The sequence below is a fragment of the Micromonospora mirobrigensis genome (genome assembly GCF_900091555.1).
Taxonomy (GTDB): Bacteria; Actinomycetota; Actinomycetes; order Mycobacteriales; family Micromonosporaceae; genus Micromonospora; species Micromonospora mirobrigensis.
The window spans coordinates 526042-540116 of record NZ_FMCX01000003.1; the positions used below are offsets into that span (position 1 = coordinate 526042).

The 14075-nt window shown below is 73.1% G+C and carries 13 protein-coding genes; 8 read left to right on the forward strand and 5 right to left on the reverse strand.

The annotated features are described in order from the left end of the window. Positions 1-167: 167 nt before the first annotated feature. On the forward strand, positions 168-593 hold the full coding sequence (locus GA0070564_RS13570; protein WP_091609167.1) for a WhiB family transcriptional regulator: 426 nt from the start codon (positions 168-170) through the stop codon (positions 591-593). Positions 594-650: 57 nt separating this feature from the next. On the opposite strand, the gene GA0070564_RS13575 is transcribed toward GA0070564_RS13570, so the two are convergent. The 3 genes from GA0070564_RS13575 to groES all read right to left on the reverse strand — a co-directional run bounded on the left by GA0070564_RS13575 (position 651) and on the right by groES (position 4473). Next, positions 651-2315, reverse strand: coding sequence for a molybdopterin-dependent oxidoreductase (locus GA0070564_RS13575; RefSeq protein ID WP_091608699.1), 1665 nt, complete (start codon positions 2313-2315; stop codon positions 651-653). A 126-nt stretch (positions 2316-2441) separates the two neighbouring features. Further along, positions 2442-4088 carry a chaperonin GroEL gene (gene groL / locus GA0070564_RS13580; RefSeq protein ID WP_091608700.1) on the reverse strand — a complete coding sequence of 549 codons (1647 nt, stop codon included), beginning with the start codon at positions 4086-4088 and terminating at the stop codon, positions 2442-2444. 70 nt (positions 4089-4158) lie between these two features. After that, the gene (gene groES, locus GA0070564_RS13585) at positions 4159-4473 is read right to left on the reverse strand and encodes a co-chaperone GroES (RefSeq protein WP_088973172.1); all 315 of its coding nucleotides are present in this window, start codon (positions 4471-4473) and stop codon (positions 4159-4161) included. A gap of 274 nt (positions 4474-4747) precedes the next feature. Between groES and GA0070564_RS13590 the strand changes: the two genes are divergently transcribed. The 6 genes from GA0070564_RS13590 to GA0070564_RS13615 all read left to right on the forward strand — a co-directional run bounded on the left by GA0070564_RS13590 (position 4748) and on the right by GA0070564_RS13615 (position 11208). After that, positions 4748-5935 (forward strand): THUMP-like domain-containing protein, encoded by a 1188-nt coding sequence (locus GA0070564_RS13590; RefSeq protein ID WP_091609168.1) that lies wholly within the window; start codon positions 4748-4750, stop codon positions 5933-5935. A gap of 64 nt (positions 5936-5999) precedes the next feature. Continuing rightward, entirely contained in the window at positions 6000-6482 is a 483-nt protein-coding gene (ybaK, locus tag GA0070564_RS13595; RefSeq protein WP_091608702.1) for a Cys-tRNA(Pro) deacylase, read from the forward strand. A gap of 213 nt (positions 6483-6695) precedes the next feature. Beyond that, entirely contained in the window at positions 6696-7802 is a 1107-nt protein-coding gene (locus tag GA0070564_RS13600) for a sugar ABC transporter substrate-binding protein (protein WP_091609169.1), read from the forward strand. Positions 7803-7919: 117 nt separating this feature from the next. Then, positions 7920-8744, forward strand: coding sequence for an ATP-binding cassette domain-containing protein (locus GA0070564_RS13605; RefSeq protein ID WP_091608705.1), 825 nt, complete (start codon positions 7920-7922; stop codon positions 8742-8744). Next, positions 8741-10000, forward strand: coding sequence for a sugar ABC transporter permease (locus GA0070564_RS13610; protein WP_091608707.1), 1260 nt, complete (start codon positions 8741-8743; stop codon positions 9998-10000). Before GA0070564_RS13605 ends, GA0070564_RS13610 begins: the two co-directional genes overlap by 4 nt. 26 nt (positions 10001-10026) lie before the next feature. Then, positions 10027-11208, forward strand: coding sequence for an ROK family protein (locus GA0070564_RS13615; RefSeq protein WP_091609170.1), 1182 nt, complete (start codon positions 10027-10029; stop codon positions 11206-11208). Here GA0070564_RS13615 and GA0070564_RS13620 read toward each other — a convergent pair. Both GA0070564_RS13620 and GA0070564_RS30345 read right to left on the reverse strand, forming a co-directional pair. Beyond that, complete coding sequence (locus GA0070564_RS13620; protein WP_091608709.1) at positions 11179-12531, reverse strand: MFS transporter; 1353 nt, start codon at positions 12529-12531, stop codon at positions 11179-11181. The genes GA0070564_RS13615 and GA0070564_RS13620 overlap by 30 nt on opposite strands. Next, a complete protein-coding gene (locus GA0070564_RS30345) occupies positions 12528-13115 on the reverse strand; it encodes an ArsR/SmtB family transcription factor (RefSeq protein ID WP_091608711.1) in 588 nt (195 codons plus the stop codon). Before GA0070564_RS30345 ends, GA0070564_RS13620 begins: the two co-directional genes overlap by 4 nt. Positions 13116-13290: 175 nt before the next feature. Here GA0070564_RS30345 and GA0070564_RS13630 point away from each other — a divergent pair, with 175 nt between their 5' ends. Continuing rightward, a complete protein-coding gene (locus GA0070564_RS13630; RefSeq protein WP_091608713.1) occupies positions 13291-14037 on the forward strand; it encodes a DUF4142 domain-containing protein in 747 nt (248 codons plus the stop codon). Positions 14038-14075 lie beyond the last annotated feature (38 nt).

A 14075-nucleotide genomic window follows, 5' to 3' on the forward strand; every position in this document is an offset into this window, starting at 1 on the left:
CAGATGGGGCATATGCCGCAGGTTGTCCAACCTTTTCGATCACAGAAGTGTGAGGAGCGGGAGGGCAGGGTACCGACCAGCCAGGCCGGAAACGGTGAGCCTGCGCGGCTAGCCGCCCGGGTCGATTCACGAGATCTCCGCGGTGCCGCGCGGGAGGAGGGGTGCTGATGTCCAACGTACGCAGACTGCCCGGACCTATCGTCGACCTCTGGGACTGGCAGCGGCTCGGCGCCTGCCGGGGCCGGGACAGCGCCCAGTTCTTCCACCCGGACGGCGAGCGGGGATCCTCTCGACTGCGTCGTGAGTCCGGCGCCAAGGCAGTGTGCAAGGCCTGCCCGGTGCGGGCCGAGTGCGCCGCCCACGCCCTCGCCGTCCGCGAGCCGTACGGCGTGTGGGGTGGCTTCAGCGAGTCCGAGCGGCTGCGGCTGCTCGCCGTCGGCTGGGAGGACGCCGCCGACCGCCGGCAGAGCCGGGTGGACGTCGCCCGCCTGGAGGCCCGCCTGGGCCGGCCGCACAAGTCGACCGTCCCGGACCAGCGCGGCGCCCTGACCGAGCAGCCCAAGACGGTCCCCGACCAGCGCAAGATCGCCTGACCGGCACCGATCGACGTCACCGAGGCCACGCCCGACCGGGCGTGGCCTCGGCGCGTGTCAGTCCACCCGCACCCGGACGGTGTGCCAGCCGGTCGCCCCGTCCGGTGCGACCGGCGCCGACCGCGCGGTCTGCGTCTCGCCGTCGGCGTCGGTGGCCCGGACCTGGAGGCTGTGCTCGCCCGGGGTGGCGTTCCAGCGCCACGACCACTGCACCCAGGTGTCGTCCGACACCGCCGGCGCCAGGGTGGCCTCCTGCCAGGGCCCCTCGTCGACGCGTACCTCCACCTTGCGGATCCCCCGGTGCTGCGCCCAGGCCACCCCGGCCACCGGCACCGGACCGGCGGCCACCCGGTTGCGCCGGCCCGGGGTGTCGATCCGGGACTGCGTCTTGATCGGCCCCTGCGCCGACCAGCCCCGCGGCACCCAGTACGCGTCGAAGTCCGCGAACCGGGTCAGCTCCAGCTCGGTCACCCACTTGCAGGCCGAGACGTACCCGTAGAGGCCCGGAACCACCATCCGGACCGGGAAGCCGTGCTCGACCGGCAGCGGCTCCCCGTTCATGCTGACCGCGAGCAGCGCGTCCCGACCGTCGCTCAGCACCGCCGTGGGGGTGCCGCAGGTCCAGCCGTCGACCGAGCGGCCGACCACCTGGTCGGCGTCCTGCTCCGGCTGCGCCTCGTCCAGCAGCTCCTTGATCGGTACGCCCAGCCAGAGCGCGTTGCCGATCAGGTCCCCGCCCACCTCGTTGGAGACGCAGGCCAGCGTCACGTACCGCTCCACCATCGGCCGGGCCAGCAGGTCGGCGAAGCTCAGCTCGATCGGGTTGCGGACCCGGCCGTGGATGCGCAGCCGCCAGGTCTCCGGATCCACCTGCGGCACCACCAGCGCGGTGTCGATCCGGTAGAACGCCCTGTTCGGCGTCGTGTACGGGGCGAGCTGGGTCAGCCGCAGGTCGGCGCCGGGCGGCACCGCCGGGGCCGGGGAGGCCGGGGCGGGCAGAGTGACCGCCGAGCGGGCCGAGGAGACCCCGCGCTGTCCGGCCAGCCAGTGCCCGCCCAGGCCGACCACGGCCGCGGACCCGGTCAGCCAGCCCACCCCGGCCAGGAACCGCCTTCGCCCGTCCGGGTCCACCTCCCCCGCCGGTGCGGCACGCCGGGCCGGCGCGACGGGCCCGGGCCGACCGACGGGCTCGGCCGGTCCGGCGGGCTCGGCCGGTCCGGCGGGCTCGGCCGGTCCGGCGGGCGTGGGCGACCCGGCGGGTGTCGGCGGGGACCAAGCCCAGATGTCCGGACGCAGGGGGCCGGCCAGCAGCGCCCAGAGCACGCCGGCGCCCAGGGCCGCCCCGATCAGCGAGGGCAGCGCGTCGAAGCCGTTCGCGCCGGCCCGGGTCAGCGCGGCGGCCACCCCCAGCGCGGCGAAGGCCGCGATGCCGGCCAGCCCGATCCAGAGCCGGCGTACGGCCAGCATCCCGAGCAGGGCGGCGAAGGCCGCGAGCAGCACCCCCGTGCCGACCAGTAGGGCGATCTTGTCGTAGGTGCCGAAGACGGAGATGGCGAACTGCTTCAGCGGCTCGGGCACGACGTCGACGACGAGCCCGCCGACCGCGATCAGCGGGGCGGAGCGCGGACCGGTCAGGACCGCCACCGGCTCGGCCGCGCCGACCGCCACGACGGCGGCGGTGATCCCGGCCAGGGCGGCGTCACGCCGCGAGAGGGTGGTCATGGCGTCCAGTGTCGCCGCCCGGCGGGACCGGCCGCCAACCACGTCAGGGTTCCGTAACACCCGCCGGACGCGACAGGGCGCACCGCCGCGGAGGCGGTGCGCCCTGTCCAGGCGTACGACGTCGGGTCAGAAGCCCGGGCCGTGCTGGTGGCTGTGCCCGTGGCCGTGGCCGTGACCACCGGCGGCGGCCGGGTCGGCCTGCTCCGGCTTCTCGACGACCAGGCTCTCGGTGGTGAGCAGCAGGCCGGCGATCGAGGCGGCGTTGGTGACCGCGTTGCGGGTCACCTTCACCGGGTCGATGATGCCGGACTTCACCAGGTCGACGTACTCGCCCTTGGCGGCGTCCAGGCCGTTGCCCCACTCCTGGGCGGCGACCTTCTGCACCACGACGTAGCCGTCGTGGCCGGCGTTCTGGGCGATCCAGCGCAGCGGCTCGACCAGCGCCTTGCGCACGATCGAGACACCGACCTTCTCGTCACCGGTGAAGCCGAGGTCGTCGGCGAGCACCGGGAGGATCTGGGCCAGGGCGGCGCCGCCACCGGGGACCGTACCCTCCTCGACCGCGGCCTTGGTCGCCGCGATGGCGTCCTCGATGCGGTGCTTGCGCTCCTTCATCTCGACCTCGGTCGCCGCGCCCACCTTGATGACGGCGACGCCGCCGGAGAGCTTGGCCAGCCGCTCGGAGAGCTTCTCCCGGTCCCACTCGGAGTCCGAGGCCTCGATCTCCTTGCGGATCTGGGAGACCCGGTCGGCGACCTCGGTGGCCTGGCCACCGCCGTCGACGATCGTGGTGTTCTCCTTGTCGACCACGACGCGCCGGGCGGTGCCGAGCACCTCCAGGCCGACCTGGTCGAGCTTGTAGCCCAGCTCGGGGGCGACCAGCTCGGCGCCGGTCTGGACCGCCATGTCCTGGAGCATCGCCTTGCGGCGGTCACCGAAGCCGGGCGCCTTGACCGCGCAGACCTTGACGGTCTTGCGCAGCGCGTTGACGACCAGCGTGGAGAGCGCCTGGCCCTCGACGTCCTCGGCGATGATCAGCAGCGGCTTGCTGTCCTGGAGGACCTTCTCCAGCAGCGGCAGCAGCTCCTCGATCGCCGAGATCTTCTGGGTGGTGATCAGGATGTACGGGTCCTCGAGGACCGCCTCCTGGCTCTCCAGGTCGGTGACGAAGTTCGGCGAGATGAACCCCTTGTCGAACTGGAGGCCCTCGGTGACCTCCAGCTCGGTGGTGAGCGCGGAGCCCTCCTCGACGGTGATGACGCCGTCGCGGCCGACCCGCTCCATCGCCTCGGCGATCAGCTCACCGATGGTGGCGTCCTGCGCGGAGATCGTGGCGACGTGCGCGATCGACTCCTTGTCGGAGACCTCGACGGCCTTGCCGAGCAGCGCCTCGGAGACCTTGGCGGCCGCCGCGTCGATGCCGCGCTTGAGGCCGGCCGGGTTGGTGCCGGCGGTCACGTTGCGCAGGCCCTCGCGGACCATGGCCTGGGCGAGCACGGTCGCGGTGGTGGTCCCGTCGCCGGCGACGTCGTTGGTCTTGGTCGCCACCTCCTTGACCAGCTGCGCGCCGAGGTTCTCGTACGGGTTGGTGAGCTCGATCTCCTTGGCGATGGTCACACCATCGTTGGTGATCGTCGGCGCACCGAATTTCTTGTCCAGGACGACGTTGCGCCCGCGCGGGCCGAGGGTGACCTTGACCGCGTCCGCGAGGGCGTTGACACCGTGCTCCAGCAGGTGCCGGGCGTCGTCCGAGAAGCTCAGGATCTTCGCCATCTGTATCCCTTCGAAGCGACGTTGCCCCGGCCCGGCGAGCCGGACCGGGGCAACGACACTGATCGGTTGCTTACTTCTCGATGACCGCGAGGACGTCGCGGGCGGAGAGCACCAGGTACTCCTCGCCGGCGTACTTGACCTCGGTGCCGCCGTACTTCGAGTAGATGACGGTGTCGCCGACGGCCACGTCAACCGGGATCCGGTTGCCCTTGTCGTCGATGCGGCCCGGGCCGACAGCGAGGACGGTGCCCTCCTGCGGCTTCTCCTTGGCGGTGTCGGGGATCACGATGCCCGACGCCGTGGTGGTCTCAGCCTCGTTCGCCTGGACCAGGATCCGGTCCTCGAGCGGCTTGATCGCAACCTTGGTCGCGGTAGTCACGGGCATACCCTCCTGGGGTACTTGGTGTCGTTACCGACGGCGAGCCGCCGGCGTCAATCTGCCACATGCCACCGGGCGGGGCCGTCGTCGCGGGTGCCGGTCCGCCTGGCGTCGCGCACCGGGTCCAGCAGGACCCGAACGCTGGCACCCTCGATGGGAGAGTGCTAATCGCAGGTTATGCCGTGGCTAGCACTCCGTCAAGGAGAGTGCCAACCAACCGCCCGGCGAGTCACCGGTGGCCGGCGCGGGGCGGCTCCCACCCGACCGGGAGAATGGCGCGGTGGATCTCGACCAGTTCGCCGCGCTGCGTACCCCCGAGGGGTCGGCCGCGCTCGCCGCGGCGACCGAGCTGGCCGGCGGCGACCCGCTGGCGTCGGCGGCCGCGCTCCGGTCGTCGGGGGTGCCGGCCGGGCTGGCCGCCACCGCGCTCACCCAGGCGGAGCTGCGCCGACGCGCGGTCGGCAAGTTCGGGTCGACGGCGGCCGGGATGTTCCTCACCCGGGCCGGGTTGGAGCAGGCGACCCGCGGCCCGGTCGCCGCCCGCCGCGCCCGGCGGCTACGCGACGCCGGGGTGCGCACCCTGGCCGACCTGGGTTGCGGCCTGGGCGCGGACGCGCTGGCCGCCGCCCGCGCCGGCATCCGGGTGTACGGCGTGGAGGCCGACCCGGTGACCGCGGCGCTGGCCGCCGCGAACGCCGAGGCGGCCGGGCTGGCCGACCTGTTCACGGTGGAGTGCGGGGACGCCACCGCGTTCGACGTGTCCGGGGTGGACGGTGTCTTCTGCGATCCGGCCCGGCGTCGGGCCGGCACCGGGCGGCGGATCTTCGACCCGAACGCCTACTCGCCGCCGTGGGACTTCGTCACCGGGCTGGCCGAGCGGGTGCCGTACACCGTGGTCAAGGTGGCCCCCGGCCTGGACCACGCGCTGATCCCGGCCGGGGCCGAGGCGGAGTGGGTCGGTGTGGACGGCGACCTGGTGGAGGCGGCGCTCTGGTGCGGCCGCCTCGCCGAGGTCCCGCGCCGCGCCACCCTGCTGCGCGGGGACGACGTCCGCCAGCTGACCGGCACCGGTGACCGAGAGGCGCCGGTCGGACCGGTCCGGCGGTTCCTGTACGACCCCGACCCGGCGGTGGTCCGCGCACACCTGGTCGCCGAGCTGGCGACGGAGCTGGACGCCACCCTCGCCGACCCGGACATCGCCTACCTCTACGCCGACGAGGCGCGACCGACCCCGTTCGCCCGCTGCCTGGAGATCACCGACGTGCTGCCGTTCTCGCTGAAGCGGCTGCGCGCCCTGCTGCGGGAGCGCGGGGTCGGCCGGGTGGAGATCCTCAAGCGCGGCTCGGCGCTGGAGCCGGAGAAGCTCCGCCGGGACCTGCGGTTGGCCGGCGGCGCGGGGGCGAGCCTGGTGCTGACCCGGGTGGCCGGCGCGCCGACGGTGCTGATCGGCCGGCCGGCGCCGGCCTGACGGTTGCGCCCGCTGGTCGGTTTCCGGCTCGCCGGACCGGTCGCGGCAGGTTAGCTTGTCGGACATGGCGGGACAGGGCACTCCGGCGACGGCGCTGCTGACGAAGCGCAAGATCGTCCACCGCACCCACCCGTACGACGTGTCGCCGGACGCCGCGAACTACGGCGCCCTGGTGGCGGCGGCCCTCGGGGTGCCGCCGGAGCGGGTGTTCAAGTCGCTGGTCACCGAGGTCGACGGCGCGCTGACGGTGGCCGTCGTCCCGGTCACCGGCGAGCTGGATCTCAAGGCGCTCGCCGCGGCGGTGGGCGGCAAGCGGTCCGCCATGGCGGACCGGGCGGTAGCCGAGCGGGCCACCGGTTACGTGCGCGGCGGGATCAGCCCGCTCGGCCAGCGCCGCCGGCTGCCCACGGTGGTCGACGTGTCGGCCCTGAACCACCCGACGGTGTACGTCTCCGCGGGCCGCCGGGGTCTCCAGGTCGAACTGGCTCCCGAAGACCTGGTCGCCCTCACCGACGCCGCGACCGCCCCGATCGCCGGCGGCGGCTGACCGTCGGGCGGCCGCCCGGGCCGCCGTCCGCCGGCCGTGGAGAGCGGTTTCCGAGCCGGTGACCAGGGCATGTCCGCCGCGTTGCGGAATTGTTACCGCTGCCAACAAACTTCCGACCTCGACACCCTTGCGGTCGAGCGGCGTGCGGGAATACGTTGCCGGGCACAACAAAACATCGACAACACTCCCCCACCCCCGAAAGGACCCGTGCAGATGCGCAAGGGCTTCCTCACCTTCGCCGCCGTGGGCCTGCTGGCCACCGGCAGCATGGCCGCCTGCGGTGACAACGGCGGTTCGTCCGACAACCAGGCCGGCGGCTCGAACGACAAGAAGCCGAAGATCGGCGTGATCCTGCCCGACAGCAAGTCCTCCGCCCGCTGGGAGGGCGCGGACCGCAAGTTCCTCAAGGAGGCGTTCGACGCCGCGGGTGTCGAGTCCGACATCCAGAACGCGCAGGGCGACAAGAGCGCCTTCCAGACCATCGCCGACCAGATGATCACCAGCGGCGTGACCGCCCTGATGATCGTCAACCTGGACTCGGGCACCGGCAAGGCCGTGCTCGACAAGGCCAAGTCGCAGGGCATCGCCACCATCGACTACGACCGGCTCACGCTGGGCGGCTCGGCACAGTACTACGTCAGCTTCGACAACGAGGCCGTCGGCAAGCTCCAGGGCGAGGGCCTGAGCAAGTGCCTGTCCGACAAGGGCGCCAAGAACCCGGCGATCGCCTACCTGAACGGCTCGCCGACGGACAACAACGCGACCCTGTTCAAGAACGGGTACGACTCGGTCCTCAAGCCGAAGTTCGACTCGAAGGAGTACACCAAGGTCGCCGACGACTCGGTGCCGGACTGGGACAACGCCCAGGCCGCCACGATCTTCGAGCAGCAGCTGACCAAGGCCAACGGCAAGATCGACGGTGTGCTCGCCGCCAACGACGGCCTCGGCAACGCCGCCATCTCGGTGCTGAAGAAGAACAAGCTCAACGGCAAGGTCCCGGTGACCGGCCAGGACGCCACCCCGCAGGGCCTGCAGAACATCCTCGCCGGTGACCAGTGCATGACCGTCTACAAGGCGATCAAGAAGGAGGCCGACGCGGCCTCCGAGCTGGCCATCGCCGTCGCCAAGGGCGAGAAGAAGGACACCGGCCAGACCGTCAAGGACCCGGAGGGTGGCCGGGATGTCCCCGCCGTCCTGCTCGAGCCGAAGGCGATCTACAAGGAGAACGTCAAGGACGTCGTCACCGACGGCTTCGTGACCAAGGACGAGCTCTGCACCGGGGCGTACGCGAAGCTCTGCGCCGACGCCGGCATCAGCTGACCCACGCCAACGGTCGTACCCGCTGCACGCGGCGCCGCCCGGCACGGACCTCCGTGCCGGGCGGCGCCCACGCCGGACGGGACCCGAGATCTCCCCTCCATCCGAAGGAGACCCCCAGTGTCCGCAACCCCCCTGCTGGAGCTGCGCGGGATCGACAAGAGCTTCGGTCCCGTCCAGGTCCTGCGTGACGTCGCCTTCGCCGCGCACCCCGGCGAGGTGACCGCCCTCGTCGGCGACAACGGCGCCGGCAAGTCGACGCTCGTCAAGTGCATCAGCGGCATCTACCCGGCCGACTCCGGCGAGTTCCTCTTCGACGGTCGCCCGGTCACCATCAACAGCCCGCGCGACGCCTCCGCGCTGGGCATCGAGGTCGTCTACCAGGACCTCGCGCTCTGCGACAACCTCGACATCGTGCAGAACATGTTCCTCGGTCGGGAGAAGCGCAGCGGCATCGTGCTCGACGAGCCGACCATGGAGCAGATGGCCGCCGAGACCCTCGCCGGGCTCAGCGTCCGCACCGTGAAGTCGTTGCGCCAGCACGTCTCCAGCCTCTCCGGCGGCCAGCGGCAGACCGTCGCCATCGCCAAGGCCGTGCTCTGGAACAGCAGGCTGGTCATCCTGGACGAGCCGACCGCCGCCCTCGGCGTCGCGCAGACCGCCCAGGTGCTCGAACTGGTCCGCCGGCTCGCCGACAACGGCCTGGCCGTGGTGCTGATCTCGCACAACATGAACGACGTCTTCGCCGTCTCCGACCGGATCGCCGCGCTCTACCTCGGCCAGATGGTCGCCCAGGTGAAGACCACCGACATCACCCACTCGCAGGTGGTGGAGCTGATCACCGCCGGGCGTTCCGGCAACCTCGGCCTGGTCGCCGAGCCCGCCCTGAGCACCACCGGCAGCGGCGCCGAGTCCGCCGACACCAACCCGGGAGCCGTCCGATGACCACCACCGTCGTCAAGAAGGAAGGCCCGGCCGCCGTCGCGCCGGCGCCGACCGTCGGCAGCCACGTCCGCAACTACGTCAGCCGGGTACGCGGCGGCGACATCGGCGCGCTGCCCGCCGTGCTCGGGCTGATCGTGCTCTGCACGGTCTTCTCGATCATGCGGCCGTCGTTCCTCAGCGCCGGCAACTTCGCCAACCTCTTCACCCAGGGCGCCGCGACCACGCTGATCGCCATGGGCCTGGTCTTCGTGCTGCTGCTCGGCGAGATCGACCTCTCCGCGGGCTTCGCCAGCGGCGTCTGCGCGGCCATCCTGGCCAACGTCGTGACCGTCCTCGGCTACCCCTGGTACGTGGCGGTGCTCGCCGCCATCGCCACCGGCGTGCTGATCGGCACGATCCTCGGCGTCCTGGTGGCCAAGGTCGGCATCCCGTCCTTCGTGGTCACCCTCGCCGGCTTCCTCGCCTTCCAGGGCATCGTGCTGATGCTCATGAAGTCGGGCACCAACATCTCGGTGCGGGACGACACGCTGGTCGCGATCGCCAACCGCAACCTCTCCCCCGCCCTGGGCTGGCTGCTCGCCGGCCTCGCGATCGCCGGCTACGCCGCCGTGCAGCTGCTGCGGCACCGCAACCGCGTCGCCCGGGGTCTGCTCACCGACCCGATCGCCGTGGTCGCCGCCCGGATCGGCATCCTCGCCGTCCTCCTCGGCCTGGCCGTCGCCCTGCTCAACCAGGAGCGCAGCCGCAACGTGCTGGTCACCTCGCTCAAGGGCGTGCCGATCGTGGTGCCGATCATCGCGGTACTCCTGGTCATCTGGACCTTCGTGCTCCAGCGCACCAGCTACGGCCGGCACATCTACGCGGTCGGCGGCAACAAGGAAGCCGCCCGCCGGGCCGGCATCAACGTCGACAAGATCCGCATCTCGGTCTTCGTGATCTGCTCCGCGATGGCCGCCGTCGGCGGCATCGTGGCCGCCAGCCGGGCCAACTCGGTGGACCCGAACACCGGCGGCAGTAACGTGCTCCTCTACGCCGTCGGTGCGGCCGTGATCGGTGGCACCAGCCTCTTCGGTGGCAAGGGCCGCGTCCTGGACGCGGTGCTCGGCGGCGCCGTGGTCGCGGTCATCGACAACGGCATGGGCCTGATGGGTTACAGCTCGGGAGTGAAGTACGTGGTCACCGGTCTGGTCCTGCTCCTCGCCGCGAGCGTGGACGCGCTGTCGCGGCGGCGTTCCGCCGCCACCGGCGCCCGCTGACCCGGCCCGAGCAGGTGGCGGTGGCGATGCGTGCGGGACCCAGCCAGGACGAGATCCGGCGGCAGAACCTGGGCGCGTTGCTGCGGTACGTGCACGTCCGCGGGGCCACCACCCGCGCGGAACTCACCACCGCGCTGGGGCTCAACCGGAGCACCATCGGCGCGCTGACCGCCGACCTGGCCGGCGCCGGGCTGGTCAGCGAGGGGACGCCGAAGGAGACCGGCCGGGCCGGACGACCGTCACTGGTCGTCCGGCCCGAGTCCGGTCGGGTCTACGCGTACGCGTACTCGGTGGAGGTGGACCGGCTGCGCGCCGCGCGGGTCGGTCTCGGCGGCGCGGTGCTCGACCGCCGTGAACTGGACCGGCCGCGCAACCTGCTGGCCGGGGAGGCCGCCCCACTGCTGGCCGGCGCGGTCAAGGAGATGCACCACGCGGTGCCCGCGGATGCCGTCTGCGTCGGCGCCGGCGTGGCGGTCTGCGGCATGGTCCGGCGCGAGGACGGACTGGTCCGGCTCAGTCCCACCACCGGCTGGGTGGACGAGCCGATCGGCGCCGCGCTCGCCGCCGAGCTGGGCATCGACGTACCCATCACGGTCGGGAACGTCGCCGACGTGGCGGCCTTCGCCGAACACGCCCGCGGCGCCGCCGCCGGCTGCGACAACGTGATCTACCTGTACGGCGACGTCGGCGTCGGCGCCGGCATCATCGCCGGCGGCCGGCGGCTCACCGGCCACGGCGGGTACGGCGGCGAGGTCGGCCACATGGTGGTGGTCCGCGACGGCGTCCGCTGCGAGTGCGGCTCCCGCGGCTGCTGGGAGACCGAGATCGGCGAGCACGGGTTGCTGCGCACCGCCGGCCGGGACGACGCCCGGGGCCGGGAGGCGCTGCTCGGGCTCTTCGACGCCGCCGACCGGGGCGACGCCCGGGCCCAGAAGGCCGTCCGGCAGGCCGGCGACTGGCTCGGCTTCGGCGTCGCCAACCTGGTCAACATCTTCAACCCGGAGATGGTCATCTTCGGCGGCACCATGCGCGACCTCTACCTGGCCGCCGCGGCCCAGGTCCGCAGCCGGCTCAACTCGATGGCGCTGCCCGCCTGCCTGGAGCACGTCCGGCTGCGTACCCCCAAGCTGGGCGACGACGCGGCGCTGGTCGGCGCCGCCGAGCTGGCCTTCGAACGGCTACTGGCCGACCCGCTCGACGCCGGCTGAGCGGTCCCGGGGACGGTCGTCGACCGCCTGCGGCGCCGGGGTGGGCGGTGGGCCGTCCAGTCGGCGCCAGGTCGGGCTGAGCAGCGGCCAGACGGTCACCGCGAGGTAGGCGCCGCCGAAGACCAGCGCCGCCACCGCCGGTGAGGCCAGGTCGGCGCAGTAGCCGGCGAGCAGGCCGCCGAGCGGGATGCCGCCCCAGGAGATCGCGTGCCCGAGCCCGAGGACCCGGGCGCGCAGCGCCTCGGGGATCCGCTCGTAGGTGATCGCGCCGAGGATCGGGTTGATCGCGGCGAGACCCAACCCGGCCACGAACGAGATCAGGTAGACCGCCCAGAGCCGGTCGACCAGGGCCAGCGCCAGGAACCTCGGCGCGCCACCGACCAGGAAGCCGACGGCGAAGGTGGCGAAGCGCGGGACGCGCGGGGCGAGCGCGGTGAAGACCACGTTGCCGAGCACCGCGCCGACGGCGAACGCGGCGGAGAGGGCGCCGAGCGCGGCCGGGGAGCCGGCCACCTCCCGCGCCCAGACCGGGGCCAGCACCGAGGAGTACGCGGCGTCGGCCAGGTTGGTGACGAGCAGCAGCACGGTCACCGAGCCGACCAGCGGGTCCCGGAACAGGAAGCGCAGCCCTTCGCCGAGCGCGGCGAGGTAGCCCGCTCGCCGGGCCGACGGCCGACCTCCGTCCGGTGACCCGTCCCGGACGGCGTCCGGCGCGGTGGGCCCGTCGACCGCCGGGGGCACCCTGCGGGGGCGGGCCGGCACCAGGGCGGCCACGACCAGGCCGGCGAGCAGGAAGCTCACCGCGTCCAGCGCCAGCACCGCCGGGGCCTCCAGGGCCAGGATGAGCACGCCGGCCAGCGGCGCCCCGAGCAGGGTGGCCAGCCGGCCCAGCCCGTCGTGCAGCGCGGTGGCCCGGGTCAGCGCCATCCCGGAGGCGGCCACCGCCTCGGGAAAGAGCACCCGTTTCGCCGTCTCGCCGAAGCCGCGCAGCATGCCGACCAGGGCGATCAGGGTGACCAGCAGGCCGAAGTCGAGCCGCCCCGCGTGGTGCAGCACGGGCACCGCCAGCAGCACCGGGGCGCTGGCCACATCGGCCACCACGCTCACCCGCCGGTGACCGAGCCGGTCCAGCAGCGGGCCGCCGAGCCCGCAGGCCAGCACGTACGGCAGCATCTCGGCGAACGCGACGACGCCGGCGCGGGCGGCGCTGCCGGTGGTGGCCAGGGTGAACCAGGGCAGCGCCACCATGCTCATCCGGGTGCCGGTCAGCGAGATCAGCTCGGCGGCGAGCAGCCCGGTCAGCGGGCCCCGTCGCCGGCTCACCGCTCCCCCTCCGCCGTGCCGGGCCGGCGCAGGAAGGGCAGGATCTGCGCCTGGAGCACCACCGACTCGGTGCCGGGCGGGGCGGGGACCTCGGGGTCGTCCCGCCGGTAGTCGTCCAGCAGCGCGAAGAGCCGTTCGTGCAGCTCGGCGGCCTCGGCCCGGGTGAGCCGCAGCCGCCAGTTGCTCAGCGTGCCGGTGGCCGCCCACTCGCGCGGCAGGGCGGCCCACTCGCCGAGCCAGCGGTCGACCCGCTCGGCGTACGCGGCCGCGACGGCGCGCAGGTAGGCCTCGGTGTCGGCGGACGCCTGTTCGCCGAGGTCGCTGTCGAGCACGGTGTTGCGGTGCGCCGCCCGCCACCAGCGTTCCCGGCCGGCGGACCGCTGCGGGTCGTCGACGACGAAGCCGTACTGGGCGAGTTGGCGCAGGTGGTAGCTGGTGGCGCCGGTGGACTGGCCGAGCCGCTCGGCGAGCAGGGTGGCGGTGGCGGGGCCCTGCTCGCGGAGCACGTTGAGGATGCGCACCCGCAGCGGATGTGCCAGGCCGCGCAGGGAGGTGGCGTCGGGTCGGATCTCGCGGGGTGTCATGACTGCAAAGCTATCGTTGCAAAGTTTCCTTTGCAACGGCTTCTTTGCGGGAGACGATCACTTGGGAGCGTCGGTGAACTGTTCGGGCCGTCGGGCCGTACCAGACGACGACGGGTCGCCGGCCGGTGCCGGCGGCCCGAACCGGGTCAGGTCCGCCAGGAGGAGGCACCGCAGCATGGCACCGCTGGAATCCGTACGTCGCCGGTCCGGGCTCCCGGCCCGCCGGGTCGCCGTCCTGCTCATCGCCGTGCTGGCCGGGCTGGCGCCGCTGCCCGGCGCCGCCTCCGCCGCCCCGGCGCCCGGCAACCAGCTCAACGCCGCCGACATGACCCTGCTCAACGGCGTACGCCTGGCCGGGCTCTGGGAGATGCCGGCCGGTCAGATGGCGGCCGAGAAGGGCCGGTCGAAGCGGGTCCGGGAGGTCGGCGCGGAGATCTCCCGCCAGCACGGCGTCCTCGACCAGCTGGTGGTGGAGGCCGCCAACCGCCTCGGCACCACCCTGCCGACCGACCCCACCGTCGAGCAGAAGGGGTGGCTGTCGGAGATGCAGGAGGCCCGCGGCGCCCAGTTCGACCAGATCTTCGTCACCCGCCTCCGGGTCGCCCACGGCAAGATCTTCCCGGTGATCGGCGCGGTACGGGCCAGCACCCGCGACCCGATCGTCCGCAAGCTCGCCGACGAGGCCAACAAGTTCGTCTCCGACCACATGCAGATGCTGGAGAGCACCGGGCTGGTCCGCTGGCAGCAGCTGCCGCCGGCCGCCATGCCCCCGGCGCAGAGCGACTCGCTGCTGGCCGCCGCCCGGGCCGGCGCCCCGATCGGCCCCTCCACCGGGGTCAGCACCACCGTGGTCTGGCTGGTCTTCCTCGCCGCCCTCGGCACCGCAGGCCTGGCCACCTACCGGGTGCTGCGCCGCAGCTGACCGAGCCGACCCGACCCACGCGGCCGGACAGCCGGGCG

What these genes read in the sequence shown, in the direction of transcription:
- GA0070564_RS13570 (WP_091609167.1), top strand. Translation starts at nt 168, where the DNA reads ATGTCCAACGTACGCAGACTGCCCGGACCTATCGTCGACCTCTGGGAC.
- GA0070564_RS13575 (WP_091608699.1), bottom strand. Translation starts at nt 2,315, where the DNA reads ATGACCACCCTCTCGCGGCGTGACGCCGCCCTGGCCGGGATCACCGCC.
- groL (WP_091608700.1), bottom strand. Translation starts at nt 4,088, where the DNA reads ATGGCGAAGATCCTGAGCTTCTCGGACGACGCCCGGCACCTGCTGGAG.
- groES (WP_088973172.1), bottom strand. Translation starts at nt 4,473, where the DNA reads ATGCCCGTGACTACCGCGACCAAGGTTGCGATCAAGCCGCTCGAGGAC.
- ybaK (WP_091608702.1), top strand. Translation starts at nt 6,000, where the DNA reads ATGGCGGGACAGGGCACTCCGGCGACGGCGCTGCTGACGAAGCGCAAG.
- GA0070564_RS13600 (WP_091609169.1), top strand. Translation starts at nt 6,696, where the DNA reads ATGCGCAAGGGCTTCCTCACCTTCGCCGCCGTGGGCCTGCTGGCCACC.
- GA0070564_RS13610 (WP_091608707.1), top strand. Translation starts at nt 8,741, where the DNA reads ATGACCACCACCGTCGTCAAGAAGGAAGGCCCGGCCGCCGTCGCGCCG.
- GA0070564_RS13615 (WP_091609170.1), top strand. Translation starts at nt 10,027, where the DNA reads ATGCGTGCGGGACCCAGCCAGGACGAGATCCGGCGGCAGAACCTGGGC.
- GA0070564_RS30345 (WP_091608711.1), bottom strand. Translation starts at nt 13,115, where the DNA reads ATGACACCCCGCGAGATCCGACCCGACGCCACCTCCCTGCGCGGCCTG.
- GA0070564_RS13630 (WP_091608713.1), top strand. Translation starts at nt 13,291, where the DNA reads ATGGCACCGCTGGAATCCGTACGTCGCCGGTCCGGGCTCCCGGCCCGC.